The sequence below is a fragment of the Streptomyces sp. MK37H genome (assembly GCF_018035285.1).
Taxonomy (GTDB): Bacteria; Actinomycetota; Actinomycetes; order Streptomycetales; family Streptomycetaceae; genus Streptomyces; species Streptomyces endocoffeicus.
In genome coordinates, this window is sequence record NZ_JAAAYH010000028.1 from 1 (window position 1) to 16,040 (window position 16,040).

12 protein-coding genes and 2 tRNA genes are annotated in these 16,040 nt (G+C 71.5%); 8 read left to right on the forward strand and 6 right to left on the reverse strand.

Annotation, left to right across the window (positions count from 1 at the left end; genetic code table 11):
• Positions 1-487 precede the first annotated feature (487 nt).
• The 6 genes from GWI24_RS06825 to GWI24_RS06850 all read left to right on the forward strand — a co-directional run bounded on the left by GWI24_RS06825 (position 488) and on the right by GWI24_RS06850 (position 6,583).
• Positions 488-1,456 (forward strand): bifunctional MaoC family dehydratase N-terminal/OB-fold nucleic acid binding domain-containing protein, encoded by a 969-nt coding sequence (locus tag GWI24_RS06825; RefSeq protein ID WP_210944998.1) that lies wholly within the window; start codon positions 488-490, stop codon positions 1,454-1,456.
• A gap of 24 nt (positions 1,457-1,480) precedes the next feature.
• Positions 1,481-1,933, forward strand: a complete 453-nt coding sequence (locus GWI24_RS06830; RefSeq protein WP_210944999.1) for a MaoC family dehydratase — start codon at positions 1,481-1,483, stop codon at positions 1,931-1,933.
• Positions 1,930-3,096, forward strand: coding sequence for a lipid-transfer protein (locus GWI24_RS06835; RefSeq protein WP_210945000.1), 1,167 nt, complete (start codon positions 1,930-1,932; stop codon positions 3,094-3,096). Before GWI24_RS06830 ends, GWI24_RS06835 begins: the two co-directional genes overlap by 4 nt.
• Before the next feature lie 53 nt (positions 3,097-3,149).
• Positions 3,150-4,001: a DUF1906 domain-containing protein gene (locus GWI24_RS06840; RefSeq protein ID WP_210945001.1), complete on the forward strand. Its 852-nt coding sequence runs from the start codon at positions 3,150-3,152 to the stop codon at positions 3,999-4,001.
• A gap of 222 nt (positions 4,002-4,223) precedes the next feature.
• Positions 4,224-4,754: a SigE family RNA polymerase sigma factor gene (locus GWI24_RS06845; protein WP_210945002.1), complete on the forward strand. Its 531-nt coding sequence runs from the start codon at positions 4,224-4,226 to the stop codon at positions 4,752-4,754.
• Between the two features lie 173 nt (positions 4,755-4,927).
• Positions 4,928-6,583 carry a long-chain fatty acid--CoA ligase gene (locus tag GWI24_RS06850; RefSeq protein WP_210945003.1) on the forward strand — a complete coding sequence of 552 codons (1,656 nt, stop codon included), beginning with the start codon at positions 4,928-4,930 and terminating at the stop codon, positions 6,581-6,583.
• A gap of 144 nt (positions 6,584-6,727) precedes the next feature.
• Here GWI24_RS06850 and GWI24_RS06855 read toward each other — a convergent pair whose 3' ends face one another.
• On the reverse strand, positions 6,728-10,750 hold the full coding sequence (locus GWI24_RS06855; protein ID WP_210945004.1) for a PAS domain-containing protein: 4,023 nt from the start codon (positions 10,748-10,750) through the stop codon (positions 6,728-6,730).
• 213 nt (positions 10,751-10,963) lie between these two features.
• Entirely contained in the window at positions 10,964-11,413 is a 450-nt protein-coding gene (locus GWI24_RS06860) for an SSI family serine proteinase inhibitor (protein WP_210945005.1), read from the reverse strand.
• A 289-nt stretch (positions 11,414-11,702) separates the two neighbouring features.
• Between GWI24_RS06860 and GWI24_RS06865 the strand changes: the two genes are divergently transcribed.
• Together GWI24_RS06865 and GWI24_RS06870 are read left to right on the forward strand one after the other, a co-directional pair.
• Positions 11,703-11,793 (forward strand) — tRNA-Ser (locus tag GWI24_RS06865).
• 327 nt (positions 11,794-12,120) lie between these two features.
• Positions 12,121-12,193: transfer RNA gene (locus GWI24_RS06870), tRNA-Arg, on the forward strand.
• Positions 12,194-12,283: 90 nt separating this feature from the next.
• Here the strand turns inward: GWI24_RS06870 and xerC are convergent.
• From xerC to GWI24_RS06890, 4 genes are all read right to left on the reverse strand, one after another.
• Complete coding sequence (gene xerC, locus GWI24_RS06875) at positions 12,284-13,558, reverse strand: tyrosine recombinase XerC (protein ID WP_210945006.1); 1,275 nt, start codon at positions 13,556-13,558, stop codon at positions 12,284-12,286.
• Complete coding sequence (locus tag GWI24_RS06880; protein ID WP_374103277.1) at positions 13,558-13,746, reverse strand: helix-turn-helix domain-containing protein; 189 nt, start codon at positions 13,744-13,746, stop codon at positions 13,558-13,560. Before GWI24_RS06880 ends, xerC begins: the two co-directional genes overlap by 1 nt.
• Positions 13,737-15,200 (reverse strand): replication initiator, encoded by a 1,464-nt coding sequence (locus tag GWI24_RS06885; protein ID WP_210945007.1) that lies wholly within the window; start codon positions 15,198-15,200, stop codon positions 13,737-13,739. The genes GWI24_RS06880 and GWI24_RS06885 overlap by 10 nt, the downstream gene beginning before the upstream one ends.
• A 133-nt stretch (positions 15,201-15,333) precedes the next feature.
• On the reverse strand, positions 15,334-16,014 hold the full coding sequence (locus tag GWI24_RS06890; RefSeq protein WP_210945008.1) for a DUF2637 domain-containing protein: 681 nt from the start codon (positions 16,012-16,014) through the stop codon (positions 15,334-15,336).
• Positions 16,015-16,040 lie beyond the last annotated feature (26 nt).

Sequence of the window (16,040 nt, forward strand, 5' to 3'; positions counted from 1 at the left end):
CGCGCGCATCGTCCGGGAATCGGTGGGCAACTCTGCTTCCGCGGCCCTTTCCGGGCATCGGGGGTCGCGGGAGTCGGAGGATCGGAGGAATCGAGATGGCGGACATCCGGACGGGCCCCGGTCGCACCTTCGCCGAGCCACCGTTCTCCGCGTCCAGGGCGGGGTGCGGCTCCTGGGGTCTGACCCGCTCGCACGGGGGCAGGTCGCCGCCATCGCGGGCGTCCGCGAGCACCCGTAAGGGAAACGCGGGAAACGCACGGAACGCAGGGAACGCGGAAACAGCGCGATGTCCGAACGATCTGAGTGAGCTGTGGTGATTCATTGAGCGAAACGGGACGGGTGAGGTCGTACGGTCGCGCGGTGGCGTGTCAACGCCATCGCGCGATCGTGCATGATGCCGGCGCTTCGGCGTTCGTTCTTGACAGCGTCGATTTATCTGACGGATAGTCAGATTGCTTTCTACGGCAGACATGCGGCAGGGGAAGCGATGACGCGTGATGACCTGGACGTTGACCCGGAAGAGCTGTACGGACGGCTGAAGGCGTACGAGGGGCGGACGGCCGCGAGCGGCGGCGCGGGCAGGGACCCCGTCAACGAGCCCATGATCAGGCACTGGTGCGAGGCGATGGGCGACACCAACCCCGCCTATCCGGCCACCGCACCGCCCACGATGCTCCAGGCGTGGACGATGGGCGGGCTGGCCGGGCACCCCGGCGGTTCGGCCCGATCCGAGGCGTATGACGAGCTGCTGGCGCTGCTCGACGACGTGGGCTGCACCTCGGTGGTGGCCACCGACTGCGAGCAGGAGTACCTGCGGCCGCTGCGCCCCGGCGACCGGGTCACCTTCGACGCGGTCATCGAGTCGGTGTCGGCACGCAAGACCACGAAGCTGGGCACCGGGTACTTCGTCACCACCCGGATGAACGTCCGCGCCGGGGACGGGGAGCTGGTCGGCACCCACCGCTTCCGCATCCTCAAGTACGCACCCGCGCGGCCCGAGAAAGCGGCGAAGCCGGAGCCGGAGCCGACGCGAAAGCCGGAGCCGACGGCCGACCGTCCCCGCCGTCCTCGCCCCGTCATCAACCGCGACAACGCCGGTTTCTGGGAGGGTGTCGCCCGGCATCAGCTGCTCATCCAGCGCTGCCTGGACTGTGCCACCCCGCGCTTCCCGTGGCTGCCGGGGTGCGGGGCGTGCGGCTCCCAGCGGTGGGAGGCGTTTGAGGCGTCCGGCGCCGGCACGGTGTTCAGCTATGTGGTCATGCACCATCCGCCCTTCCCCGCCTTCGACCCGCCCTACGCGGTCGCCCTGATCGAGCTCGCGGAGGGCGTGCGGATGGTCAGCGACATCACCGGGGTGCCCTACGACAAGGTGCGCATCGGCATGCCCGTCGAGCTGGAGTTCCTGCGCGTGGACGAGGAGCTGGAGCTGCCGGTGTTCCGGTGCGCGGAGGCGTAACGGATGACGCGAGGAGGCGATCGTATGACGGTGCGTACGGGCGATGAGCTGCCCCCACTGCGCATCCCGATCACCCGGACCCTGATCGTCGCCGGTGCCCTCGCGTCCCGGGACTACCAGGATGTGCACCACGACGCCGAGGCGGCCGAGGAGAAGGGCTCCCCGGACATCTTCATGAACATCCTCACCACCAATGGGCTGGTCGGCCGGTACATCACCGATCACTTCGGGCCGCCGGCCCGGCTCCGTAAGGTCGCGATCCGGCTCGGGGCGCCCAACTACCCCGGCGACGAGATGGTGCTGACCGGCCAGGTCACCTCGGTCGCGGAGGGCATGGCGGAGGTCGCCGTCATCGGTAAGAACGGCATCGGCCACCATGTGACCGGCACGGTCACGGTGCAGCTCCCCAGCGACGCCCCGGGAACCGGCGACGCCCCGAGGACCGCCCCCACCACCACCCCGGACACCCCGCGATGAGCGCCCGCAAGCCGGACACCCTGGGCGGCCGGGCCGCCATCGTCGGCATCGGCGCCACCGAGTTCTCCAAGGACTCGGGCCGCAGCGAGCTGAAGCTGGCCGTCGAGGCCGTCCAGGCGGCACTGGACGACGCCGGGCTCACCCCGGCCGACGTGGACGGGCTCGTCACCTTCACGATGGACACCAGCCCCGAGATCACCGTGGCGCAGGCGTGCGGCATCGGCGATCTCACCTTCTTCTCGCGCGTGCACTACGGCGGCGGCGCGGCCTGCGCCACCGTGCAGCAGGCCGCGCTCGCCGTCGCGACCGGTGTCGCCGAGGTCGTGGTCTGCTACCGCGCGTTCAACGAGCGCTCCGGGCGCCGCTTCGGCTCCGGCGTACAGCACCGCGAGCCGTCCGCCGAGGGTGCCGCGCTCGGCTGGTCGCTGCCGTTCGGGCTGCTGACCCCGGCCTCGTGGGTCGCCATGGCCGCCCAGCGCTATCTCTACGCCTATGGGCTGACACCGGAGGTTTTCGGCCATGTGGCCGTCACTGACCGGCGCCACGCGGCCACCAACCCGGCCGCGTACTTCCACGGCAAGCCGATCACCCTCGCCGAGCACGCCGCCTCCCGCTGGATCGTCGAGCCGCTGCGGCTGCTCGACTGCTGTCAGGAGACGGATGGCGGCCAGGCGATCGTGGTGACCAGCGTGGAGCGGGCGCGTGACCTGCCGCGACCGCCCGCCGTGATCACGGCTGCGGCGCAGGGCGCGGGCCGCGGCCAGGAGCAGATGACGAGCTTCTACCGCGACGATCTGACGGGGCTCCCCGAGATGGGGGTGGTCGCCGGTCAGCTGTGGCGGGGCAGCGGGCTGACCCCGGCCGACATCGACGTGGCCATCCTCTACGACCACTTCACGCCGTTCGTGCTGATGCAGCTGGAGGAGTTCGGCTTATGCGGGCGCGGCGAGGCGGCCGGATTCGTCGCCGAGGACGCGCTGCCGCTCAATACGCACGGCGGTCAGCTCGGTGAGGCGTATCTGCACGGGATGAACGGGATCGCCGAGGCCGTCCGCCAGATCCGCGGCAGCTCCGTCAACCAGGTGCCGGGGGCCGCCCGCACCCTGGTCACCGCGGGCACCGGGGTACCGACATCCGGGCTTCTCCTCGGCGCAGACGGCTGACTCGCGCGCGTGTCGGCGGTATCGGGCCGCCGAGGTCCACCTTCACTCGTCATATGACCCGAAGTAAGCAGAGCAGATGGCAGATCACGGGCTGGGCCACCGGTCTGGCCGCGGCGCTCGCCACCGCGATCGCCGGTGCCACCCCCGCCGCCTCGGCGGAGGTCCTGCCCGACCCCCGCCCGCTGGGCGCCAAGGTCTTCAAGGGCTGGGCCTTCGACACCTGCCATGCGCCGTCCCTCGCCACCCTGCGCGCGTGGAACAGCTCCCGCTACCGCGCTCTCGGCGTCTACTACGCGGGCCGCGGCCGGGCCTGCGCCAGCCAGCCCAACCTCACCGTCTCCTGGATGCGCGGCGTCAAGAGCATGAAGTGGCAGGTGCTGCCCATCTTCGTCGGCTCCCAGTCTCCTTGTGTCCGCAACACCAACAAGAAGCACGTGCCCATCGGCAGCAAGCCGTTCTCCCAGGGGCAGGCGGAGGGCAAGGACGCGGTGGCGCGCGCCAAGGCGCTCTCCCTGAAGAAGCGCAGCGCGCTCTACCTCGACATGGAGGCGTACGACCTGAAGCGGACCAGTTGCGCGGCCAAGACGCTCTCCTTCATCCGCGGCTGGAACCGCGAGGTCCGCTCGCGCGGCTTCTTCCCCGGCTTCTACAGCAGCGCCGAGTCCGGGGTGCGCCATATGGAGCAGGCCCGCCGGGCCGGGGTCCACGACCTGCCCTCCGTGATGTGGTTCGCGCGGTGGAACGGGAAGCCGTCGCTGTACGGGGAGTCGACGCTGGCCAAGAGCGCGTGGAATCCGCACCGCCGCATCCACCAGTACCGGGGCAACATCGATGTGACGCACGGCGGCCGGACGCTGCGCATCGACCGCAACAAGGTGGACGCACCGGTCGCGATCATCAAGTGAGCGCCCGCGGGCCGCCCTCGGGAAGAACGTGGGTCGCCCTCGGGAAGAGCGTGGGCCGCCCTCGGGAAGAACGTGGGGCGCCCTCGGGAAGAACCCTGACCGTCCGACCGCCCCCTCCCCCCGCAGGAGGTGGTGCCGGCACCACCCGTACAACCTGAGGCTGATTGCCCTTCGGCACTTATGGCCGATCCGCTCCGACCTGCTCGCTCCTAGCGTTGAGCCATGACCACGACCGTGTGCACAGGCGTATCCGCCGCCGCGTTCCCGTCGTTCACCTCGTACGTACGGGCGCGGGGGCCTGTGCTGCTGCGCACCGCCCGCTCGCTGACCTCCAACGCGTGCGACGCCGAGGATCTGCTGCAGACCGCGCTGACCAAGACGTACCTGGCGTGGGAGCGCATCGAGGACCACAACGCGCTGGACGGCTATGTGCGGCGCGCCCTGGTCAACACCCGGACCTCGCAGTGGCGCAAGCGCAAGATCGACGAATTCGTCTGCGAGGAGCTGCCCGAGCCCGAGACGGTGCCCGCGCCGGACCCCGCCGAACGGCAGGTGCTCCGCGACGCGCTGTGGCGGGCCGTACTGCGGCTGCCGGACCGTCAGCGGGCGATGGTCGTCCTCAGGTATTACGAGGACCTGAGCGAGGCGCAGACGGCGGAGGTGCTCGGGGTGTCCGTCGGCACCGTCAAGAGCGCGGTCTCGCGCGCCCTCGGCAAGCTCCGCGAGGATCCGGAACTCGGCCACGCGGCATGATCGCCTGATCGACGCGATGGCGGCGCACGCGGTTGCACGGGGGCTGACCGGCGAAACGGCAGGGGAAACAGCAGGGGGACCGACGGGGTCCGGGGGGTAGTGACATACCAGGTGGTCGGCTGCAGAATCGGCGGAACCTCTACCCGCGCGTAACCGGAACCCTGGAGGCCCCGGTGCTCAGCACGATGCAGGACGTACCGCTGACCGTGACCCGCATCCTCGTGCACGGGACCCTCGTGCACGGCCGCACGGCCCATGTGACCACCTGGACCGGAGAGGGCGAGCCCCAGCGACGCAGCTTCCACGAGGTGGGGGTGCGGTCGACCCAGTTGGCGAACGCGCTGCGCGATGAGCTCGGGGTCGAGCCGGGGCAGGCCGTGGCCACCTTGATGTGGAACAACGGCGAGCATCTGGAGGCGTATCTCGCGGTCCCCTCCATGGGCGCCGTACTGCACACCCTCAACCTCCGGCTGCCCGCCGATCAGCTCGGCTGGATCGTGAACCACGCCGCCGACCGCGTGATCATCGTCAACGGCTCCGTACTGCCGCTGCTCGCCCCGCTCCTCCCCACCCTCACCACCGTGAAGCACATCGTGGTCGCGGGCCCCGGCGACCGTTCCGTCCTGGACGGCTGTGCCGCCCGGGTCCATGAGTACGAGGAGCTGATCGAGGGGCGGCCGCAGCGCTACGCCTGGCCGGAGATCGACGAGCGCCAGGCCGCGGCCCTCTGCTACACCTCAGGTACGACCGGGCACCCCAAGGGCGTGGCCTACAGCCACCGCTCCATCTATCTGCACTCGATGCAGGTCAACAGCGCCGAGTCGTTCGGGATGTCCGGGGGCGACATCCTGCTGCCGGTGGTGCCCATGTTCCACGCCAACGCGTGGGGCACCCCGCACGCCGCCTTCATGGCGGGCGCCTCGATGCTCATGCCCGACCGCTTCCTCCAGCCCGAGCCGCTCGCCGAGATGATCGAACGCGAGCGTCCTACCCTCGCCGCCGCCGTCCCCACCGTCTGGCAGGGGCTGCTCGCCGAACTCGACGCGAGGCCGCGCGAGGTGAGCTGTCTGCAGAACGTCTTCATCGGCGGCGCGGCCTGCCCGCCCTCCCTGATGAAGGCGTACGGGGAGCGCCACGGCATCCACGTCGTCCACGCGTGGGGCATGACGGAGACCTCGCCGCTCGGCTCCGTGGCCCATCCGCCGGGCGGTCTCCCGGCGGAGGACGCCTGGCCGTACCGGCTGACGCAGGGCCGCTTCCCGTCGTCCGTCGAGTGCCGGTTGACCTCTGCGGACGGCGAACTCGTGCCGTGGGACGGGAAGACGCCGGGTGAGCTGGAGGTGCGCGGTCCGTGGATCGCGGGCGCGTACTACGGAGGGGCGGACGGCGAGCCGTTCCGTCCCGAGGACAAGTTCACCGAGGACGGCTGGCTGAAGACCGGCGACGTCGGCACCATCAGCCCCGACTGCTATCTGACGCTGACGGACCGGGCCAAGGACGTCATCAAGTCCGGCGGTGAGTGGATCTCCTCGGTCGAGCTGGAGAACCAGCTGATGGGCCACCCGGAGGTCGCCGAGGCGGCGGTGGTGGCCGTGCCGGACGAGAAGTGGGGCGAGCGGCCGCTGGCCACGGTGGTCCTGACGGACGGCGCCACGATCGGCTACGAGGGCCTGCGGGCCTTCCTCGCCGAACGGGTCGCGCGCTGGCAGCTGCCGGAGCACTGGGCGGTGATTCCGGCGGTGCCGAAGACGAGTGTGGGGAAGTTCGACAAGAAGGTCATCCGAAAGCAGTACGCGGATGGGGACCTGGATGTGACCACGCTGGGCTGAGGAACGCCGGGGACCGGGGGCGCGTCGGCAACGTGGCCACCTTAAGGGGACCCCGTGGGCAATGCGGCCGCTGTAAGGAGGCGGGTGTCTCCTTACGGCGGCCTCCTTACGGCGGCCGTACGTAACCGGCGCGGGCCGCGGGCGTCAGTTGGTGCCGATCTTGGCCAGCAGGTCCACGATCCGCGACTGCACTTCCGCGCTCGTCGAGCGCTCCGCGAGGAACAGCACCGTCTCGCCCGAGGCCAGCCGGGACAGATTCGCCGGATCGATGTCCGCGGAGGTGTAGACGACCAGCGGGGTGCGGTTGAGCAGTCCGTTACCGCGCAGCCAGTCGACGATCCCGGCCCGGCGGCGGCGTACCTGCATCAGGTCCATCACCACCAGGTTCGGCCGCATCTGGGCCGCGAGCGAGACCGCGTCCGCGTCCGTCGCCGCGCGGGCGACCTGCATCCCGCGCCGCTCGAGCGTCGCCGTCAGCGCCATCGCGATCGGCTCGTGCTCCTCGATCAGCAGCACGCGCGACGGATGCTGCTCGCTGTCGCGCGGGGCGAGCGCCTTGAGCAGGACGGCCGGGTCGGCGCCGTACGCCGCCTCCCGCGTCGCCTGGCCGAGCCCCGCGGTCACCAGCACCGGCACCTCGGCGGCGACCGCCGCCGTACGCAGCGACTGCAGTGCGGTCCGGGTGATCGGCCCGGTCAGCGGGTCCACGAACAGCGCCGCCGGGTACGCGGCGATCTGCGCGTCCACCTCCTCACGGGAGTTCACGATCACCGGACGGTAGCCGCGGTCGCTCAGCGCCTGCTGGGTGGACATGTCCGGCGCGGGCCACACCAGGAGGCGGCGCGGGTTGTCCAGCGGCTCCGGCGGCAGTTCGGCGTCGGGCGGCGGGGTGCGGTCGTCGACGATCTCGACGGCGCCGTTGGGCCCGTCCAGCGGCTCCGGTCCCTCGGCGCCCTCGTCCGGCGCGCCGATGGCGAACGTACGGCCGGAGCCCTGCGACGGGCCCACCGCACGCTGCGGCTGCGCCCCCGGCCCGGGCTGGGGGCGGGGCTGGGCGCCGGTCTGCGGACCGGGGTGCGGCTGCGGACCGGGGTGCGGCTGCGGTCCGGTGTGGGGCTGCCGGCCGCCGTGCGTGGGCTGCCCGGGGTGCGGCTGCGGGCCGGTGTGCGGATGCGCCCGGTCGCCGGCCGGCTGCAGTTCGGCCGAGGTGCCCTGGTCCGTCATCTCGGGACGGGCGGCCAGCTTGCGCCGCCTGCCGCCCCCCGTGCTGGTGCCTCCGGAGGGCGTCTGCGGCTGACCCTGCGGCGGGCGTCCCTGCGGCTGGCCTTGTGCGGGCCGGCCCTGGGGCTGCTCCCCCACCTGCTGGGCGAACGGCACCCCTTGGCCCAGGGTGCGCACGCTGATCGCGCGCCCCTGGGTGGTGTCGGCGTTCGGCGGGGCCTCGGCGGGCAGCGGCTGCGGACGGGGCTGCGCGGGCGCGTCGGGCCACTGCGCAGGGGGCTGCGCCGGCTGCTGGGCCGGCGGGCGCCCGCTGGTCTCCGCGGGTTGCTGGCCACCCTGGCCCTGGGCCTGGGGCGCCTCCGGCTGCTCCTCGGCCAGCGGCCGCCGGGCGCGGCGCCGTCCGGTGGGCGGGACCTCCTGTGGCTGGCCGCCGCTGGTGTCCTGGCCCCAGTTGGGCTGCTGTTCCTCGGGGGTGCGGGCGGCGGGCAGCGCGGGCATGCCCGACGCGGCCGGCTGGGCGGGCTGCTGGGGCGTGTCGGAGGGGGCCGCGGGCAGGGCGAGGGCAGGTCGGCCGCCCGCACCCTGCGCGGGGGCGGGGGCACCGGCGGCCTGAGGGCCGCCCTGCTCCTGCGCCGGGGCGCCGCGCCGGGCCCGTCGGCCCTGGGGCTGCTGCTGGGCCGGAATGCCCTGAGGCGGCACAACGCCCATGGCGGCGGGGCCCGTCGGCTGCGGACCGGCCGCTTCCGGTGCGCCGCCGCGAGCGTGGCGATGGCTGCCGGTCGCGGCTACCTCGGCGTTCTGGCCGGGGTTCGCGGCCGCGGCCGCCGCCGGGTCCTCGTCGGGGTGGGGACGCGCCCTGCGCCGTCCGGTGGGCCGCGGCGGGTTCGCGGACTCGGCCGCGTTCTGCTGCTGGGGACCGGCGTTCTCGCCGACGACCGCGGGCAGCGCGGCGGGCGCGCCCGGGGCGCCCTGCTGAGCGGCGGTGCGCGGGTCGACCGTACGGGGACCGGCCGTACGCGGGTCGGCCTTACGGAGGTTGGGCGGAGGCGTACCGCCCTGAGTGCCGCCGCCCTGAGTGCCGTTCCCCTGTGTGCCGCCGCCGCTGGTGTCGCCCGGCGTGTCGCTGGGGGCCGCTCCGCGCCGGGCGCGGCGTCCGGTCGGGGTCTGGCCGGAGGCGTTGCCGCCCGCGGTGCTCGTACCCGCACCCGTACCCGCGCCGGTACCCGCACCCGTGCCCGAGGCGCCCTGCCCCTGCGTACCGTCGCCCGGTCCGGCGGCGGCGCCGTCCATGCGCTCCTGCTCGGCGGCGGCCGCCGCCGAGATCGGCACCTCCAGGACATAGGCGTGCCCGCCCATGCCCGGCATCTCGTGGGTCTGGAGCACGCCCCCGTGCAGGCGCACGATCCCGCGCACGATCGGCTCGTGCACCGGGTCGCCGCCCGCGTACGGTCCGCGGACCTCGATCCGTACGACATCGCCGCGCTGCGCCGCCGCGACCACGATCGTCGAGTCGCTCGCCGCGACGCCCGAGGCGGCGTTGCCGGTGGAGTCGACCCCGGCCACGTCCGCGATCAGATGGGCGAGCGCCTGGGCCAGCCGCTCCGCGTCCACCTCGGCGTCGATCGGCGGGGCGTGCACGGCGAACTGCGCGCGCCCCGGCCCGATCAGCTCGACCGCGCCCTCGACAGCGGCCGATACGACCTCGTCCATCGAGACCGTACGGCGGGCCAGCTCCTCGCCGCTCGAGTCGAGCCGCTGATAGCTCAGGACGTTGTCGACGAGCGTGGTCATCCGGGTGTAGCCGGCGGCGAGGTGGTGCAGGATCTGGTTGGCCTCGGGCCACAGCTGCCCGGCCGGGTCGTCGGCGAGCACACCGAGCTCACGGCGCAGCTGCAGCAGCGGTCCGCGCAGGGACTGGTCCAGCACGGCGAGCAGCTGGCCGTTCCGGGCGGTGACGGACTCCAGCTGTGCCGCGTACCGCGCGCGCTCCTCGGCGAGCTGCGCCCGCAGCTCCTCCAGGGCCTTCGTGTGCTGGGCGGTGAGCCCCTCCAGCTCCTCGGTGTGCTGGGTGGTGAGGCTCTCCACCTTCTCCGTGTGCCGGAAGGTGAGGCTCTCGACCTCCTCGGCGTGCTTGGCCGCCATGGCCTTCTCGGCCCGCCGGTCGGTGAAGGTCAGCACGGCGCCCACGAGTTGGTCACCGTCGCGGACGGGCGCGGTGGTCAGATCGACCGGGACCTGGCTTCCGTCCTTCGCCCACAGCACCTGGCCGCGCACCCGGTGCTTGCGGCCGGAGCGCAGGGTGTCGGCGAGGGGCGATTCCTCGTACGGGAAGGGGGAACCGTCCGGGCGCGAGTGGTGTACAAGAGAGTGAAGCTCCTGACCGCCCATGTCGCTGGCCCGGTAGCCGAGGATCTGCGCGGCGGACGGGTTGACGAGGACCACCTTGCCCTCGGTGTCCACGCCGACCACGCCCTCCGCCGCCGCGCGCAGGATCATCTCGGTCTGGCGCTGCTGACGGGCGAGTTCGGCCTCGGTGTCGAGCGTCCCGGTCAGGTCGCGCACGATGAGCATCAGCAGCTCATCGCCGGTGTAGCTGTACTGATCGGCGTACGGAGTCCGCCCGTCCTCCAGATTCGCGCTGGTCACCTCGACGGGGAACTGCGCCCCGTCGGTGCGCCGGGCCATCATCCGGGTCGGCTTGCTGCCGTCCCCCTGTGCCTCGTCGGGGCGCCGCATCGACCCGGGAATGCGATTGGGATCGAAGGAGGGGAGCAGATCGAGCAGACCACGGCCGACCAGGGCGGTGCCCGGAGCCTCGAAGGACTCCAGCGCGTGGTGGTTGGCGTTGACGATCGTGCCGTTGCAGTTGACCAGCAACAGCGCGTCCGGGAGGGCGTCGAGTATCGCCGCGAGGCGAGCAGCGCCTCGGGATGGCCTGCTGCTCACGACGACGCTTCCTCCCTGACTACCGCACCTTGCTGACACCCGCGGTCATTCTGCCGTCCCATCTGCGGAGTGTCTCTAGGGGAGTCTACGGGCACCAGCGCCGGACGCGACGGCGGATGAGAGGGAGGTCGCAGCGCGACGTACGCGTCTCGACGCACGCCCGGACAAACTTCACCGGGCTCTTCTCCTCTCACTCCCGGCCCAATCCCCAGGTCAGCTCCCAGGCGTGCGCAAAACGACGGAGAACCGATTCCATCGGGCGATTTCACACCCGTTGGTGCGGTTGAACCAGGCGTTGACGGGACGCCCCGCCCAGTGGCCCGTCACCCGAGCCGTGGCCGGCCCGCCGTACTGCCCGGTGCACATCGCGTCGGGCGACACCGGCGCGAACGGATCCCGGCCCCACACGGTCTGCGAGTCCAGCTGCCCACACGCGGCCCGCGCCCGGGGGTGCGTACCGCCGGTCGGGTGGCAGCTCAGCAGAAAGGTCGCGGCGTCGTCGGCCTCACCGGTCTCACTCACGGTGATCACAAGCCGGTCGGAGCTCTCCCCGTCGAACGGCAGGGGCAGCGGCAGCGGCGTGGCCGCGGCGGGGGCCAGCGCGCCCGCGGTGGCGGCGGTCGTCAGTGCGGCGGTGACGGCGAGGCGGTGCAGCAGGGGCATGGAGGCACTCCTGGTGTGATCAGTCGGGGGCGCGCTGCCCCCGCCCCGTCTAACGCGCCGCCGCCGCGCGCGTTGCTCCGCCGTAAGGGGCCGTGCTCGCCGTAAGGGCCGCGCTCGGCCGTAAGGAGTGCGCTCCGCCGTACGGGCCGAGCTTCCCTCGCCCCCTATTAGGGCTTTGCGATGGGCCCCGCCCGCCGAGTACCGTAGTCCGCGATTGGTGACATCCCACTGGGCTGTGACATCATCTGCACACACCACCTCGCGCTCGCGCGAGTGAAGCCGGTGTGTTGGAGGCTTCGCCTAGTCTGGTCTATGGCGCCGCACTGCTAATGCGGTTTGGGCCTTAAAGCCCATCGAGGGTTCAAATCCCTCAGCCTCCGCTCTCCGACAGGGGGCCCGTGCCTATGGCGCGGGCCCCCTGTGTCGTTCCCGGACCCCCGCGGGTGATCACGCAACCGCACCGCTGGCGGGGTGCAACACAAAGTGACCCTCCCATGGCTTTCCGTAGCGACCGCCGTCACTCCTCAAGCACCTGGCGACGCGAAGGCGAGCTCCCGGAGGTCTCGCAAGGGCGACTCCGCGAGCCCTCGAAAATGGACTTTTCGCAGGTCAGCGCGGGTGAGGGAAACGGATTTCGCCTGACGGCGCAGGTCATGTAATGTTGTCCCCGCGACGCCGACCGGCAAGAAAAACCGCCGGGAAGCCAAGCGCTCGTAGCTTAACGGATAGAGCACTTGACTACGGATCAAGAGGTTGCAGGTTCGAATCCTGCCGAGCGCGCACCAGCTCAGAGGCCCCTTCCGATCATCGGAAGGGGCCTCTGGTGTATGCGATGACAGCAACGGTGACAGCAACCGCCGTGCGCCTCTCTCAGACCGCTGCCGGGACTCCGCCCAATCCCTCCCCGCCGTCATCCTCGTTGCTGTCACGCAGGGCATCGCCGACGCGATCGAAGGCGGAGCGCTGGGAGTCCAGCCGGACGAAGGTGTAGATGTCCATGGTCACGCGGATCGAGCTGTGACCGAGGACTTCCATGATCATCCGTGCGTCGGCTCCCTGCTCGTGGAGGAGGGACGCGCAGGTGTGCCGGAGGTCATGGAAGCGGACGCGCCGTACCCCAGCCTTGTCGCACAGGAGGGTGAAGGCCCGGTTCAGGTTGCGCGGCTCGATAGGCGTACCGTTCTTCGTGGTGAAGACAAGATCGCTGCCGTTGTCCTTCCACTTTTTCCCCGCCGCAAGCCGGTCTCCCCGTTGTTGGGCTCGGCGAGCCCGGAGCGCCGTCACGCACTCGGCAGGCAGCGCCACCCGCCGGGCCGAGCGCTGAGTCTTCGGGGCCGCGATCAGCAGTTCCCCGCCAACGCGCTGGAGCGTCTGGCGGATGGTGACCGTGCCGTCCGCCAGGTCCACGTCCTTCCACCGGAGCCCGAGAACTTCCCCGCGCCGCAGGCCGATCCGTACGGCCAGCTCGTACGCCGCCCAGAGCCGGTTTCCGCGTGCCGTCGCCAGGAGCTGACGTCCCTCCTGCACCGTCAGCGGCTCTATCTCGCGCTTCGTACCCATGCCCAGCTCGACGTTCTTGGCCACGTTGCGCGGCAACTCGTCTTCGCGCACGGCGTGCGCCAGTGCGGCGCGCAGCAGCACCAGCAGGAACCGCACCGTCCGATCGGACGGGTACGACTCGCAGCACTTGCCCAGCGCGCAGCAGCGGCGTTTCCGCTCCGGCCGAGCCTTGTCCTTCCCCTGAGCGCAGCACCGGCACGTCCGCGCCGTGGTGGCGAGGAAGGTCCGGATATCCCGTGCGGTGAGCCGCGCCAGCTTCTTCTTCCCGAGGCCCGGAGTGAGGTAGATCCGCACGAGCGTTTCATAGGCCGCGTACGTGGCCGGACGGACCTTGAGGCGTGCGACATTGGCCAGCCAGTACGTCAGGAACTCGCCCAGGCTCAGCTTGCTCGTGACGACAGGGACGCCCTTCTGAGAGTCCGCCTTGAGACGAGTCAGTTTGTCGTGGACGTCATCCCATGACTTGCCGTAGACATCCCGCCGCTTGTACGTCCCATCGGCGGTGAGGACGAAGGCCGAGCCGACCCACCGGCCGTCCTTCCGCTGCCAGATCGAGCCTTCGCCGTTCGCGTTCCTCTTCGCCATCAGGCGGCCTCTCCTTCGGTCTGGCGGGTGATGTAGTCGTGCAGGGCGGATTCGGTGATGCGTCGGCAGCGGCCGATGGTCAGGGAGGCCAGTTCGCGCGAGCGGATGAGGTTGTAGACCGTCCAGCGGCTCACCTGGAGCCGGGCGGCGACCTGGTCCACGTTGAGCAGGCCCGGGGTCACAGCCACGGGTCTCCTTCTGTCTTGCGGCGGTTGGCGTGGTCGCGGGTTTGGGCGTTGTCGTGGCGTACCTGGGCGGCGAGGAGTTCTTCGCCGGGGCTGTAGCCGGAGGCCAGGTAGTGCCAGTGGGAGATGACGAGGGTGGTTTCCTCGTCCAGCTCGGGCCGGTTCTCTGCGGTGCGTGCTTGTTCGGTGCGCCAGGTGCGGCGGGTGTCGCGGAGTGCGCTGAGGGTGGTGGAGTAGCGGCGGGATTTGCTGGAGAAGTGGCCTCGGAAGCCGAGCATGTGGGCCCACTTCCAGAGCTTGAGTTCGGCGAACTCGGGCAGGTGGCCGAGGTTCCAGGCGGTGCGGATCATCTGGCGGACGTGGCTGTGCACGGGCAGGTCCGCGATGGGTTCGGACTGGCCGGTGCCCTCGCACTCGTCGCACAGGTCCCGGAAGCCGTCAGGACCGCGCCGGTAGCCGCGCCCGGCGCAGTGGGAGCAGCGCAGGGAGCGGTCTACCGTGCCGGAGTCCTCAGCGCTCTTGGTGGCGTACTTCGCGACGTAGGCGGCCACCTTCTGATCAGTTAGTTCGCCGTCGCCCAGGGCGGCGATCTCGCGGATGTCGAGCTGATCGCCCCAGGTGAGTTGGCGTTCGCCGATGGCGTTGGAGGTGACCGTGAGCACGGCGCGTTCGGCCGCCTTGGTGACCGCGTGGGTGAGGGCGTCGGCGGTGGCCCACGGGGGCGGGGGCTCGTTGCTGCCCTCGGGGCCGTCGAGGCGGATCACGGCGTGGAAGTGGACCAGGCCGCGCCGCTGGTACTCGGCGACCTTCGCGAAGGAGACCCGCAGCGCCGCGTTCAGCGCTTTCTGGGTCATGCCGAGGTGGGCGGCCAGTTCGCGGCGGAGGTAGGTGGTGAAGCGTGCCCAGAGGGCTCCGGCGTGGGCGTTCCAGAGCACGGCGCCGGTGTAGTCGTAGGTGGACGGGGACAGCGGGGTGCCCAAGGCGGGGTCGTCGGCGGGGTGGCGGGTGCCGCAGCGGCAGGCCAGGTTCTCGCCCGCCTCGGTGGTGCGGCGATTGTGGACCGGCCCGAACGAGGGTGCGGTCAGGGTGACGAAGAGGCGGGGGTGTGTGCGGACGGTTTCTGGCACGCTCTTGCCGCCGGAGAGTCCGGCCCGGATCAGGTGGTAGGTGTCGGCTGCGTAGAGGCGCGAGCACGACGGGCAGCGGGAGGAGCGGCGATTCCCGCAGGCGGTCAGCAGGCGCCCGGTGGGTTCGTCGGCGGTGCTGTACGAGCGGACGATGGTGTCCGTCGTCGTGTCGCGGGTCTCGGTCGAGCCGACGAGCTGAACCGGCCGGGTACAACCGCGGATTCGGCTGATCTGGTCTTGGACGCGGTCGAAGTCGGGGAGGTGGGCGAGTTCGATGAGGTCCCGCAGGGCCAGGCTCGCCACGTGGCGCAGGTCCAGAGGGGCTTTCACGGATGGGGTGTCCTTTCGGGGAAGAGGGGCCCCGGGCAGCACTGGGCCAGGGCTGCGGGTGCTGCTCGGGGCATGACGAATCCGGCCCGGTCGGGGCGGGGGGTTCTGGATTGCCGGGACGGCCGGCATGGGGTCAGAGCTGGGCGTGTGCGGCGGTGGCCAGCGGCAACGCGACGCCCAGGCGGGTCCGGAGCTGAGCTGGGGTGATGGGCTCGCCGTGCTCGGCACGGTAGGTGTCGGCGATGGTGCGGGCCGCGTTCAGCAGCGGCACGGGCACCGCGACCGCCGGGGAAGTCTCCGGCTTCCGCGCGGCCGGGGACGATACCGGCTCGGGGGCCGGGGCCGTCTCGACCGGAGTGTCTGGCGTGGCCTGAGCGTCTGGGGCGGACTCGGCCGGGGTCGGGGTGGTGTGGCTCACGGTGTGGAAGTGGCGCAGGAGTTGCGGGCCGACTGCTCCCCAGCCCAGCAGGAGCAACGGGGCGACCGCGTCCACAGCGGCCCGGCCGTAGTGCCCGGCAACGATCGGCTCGGCGACATTGAGAGCCAGGGTCAGCAGCCCGGACACGTGCATCAGCCGAGTAGCGCCCTTGATCTGCTCCGCCGAGACGCCGTGCAGGGACAGGTACCGCAGGGCGACCAGGAGGCCGACGACGGACAGGTCCACCATCGGGGCGATCAGCGGCGCGATGGAGTGGGGGACGCCGAGGCGCAGGGCCAGGGCCCAGACGTTGCCGAAGGAGAAGACGAAGGCCAGGGCCGCGATGATGCCCATGATCACGGTCACGGTGCGCTGAGTGATCCGGTCCTCGGACATGAGGGATTCACCTCCTTCCAGATCTC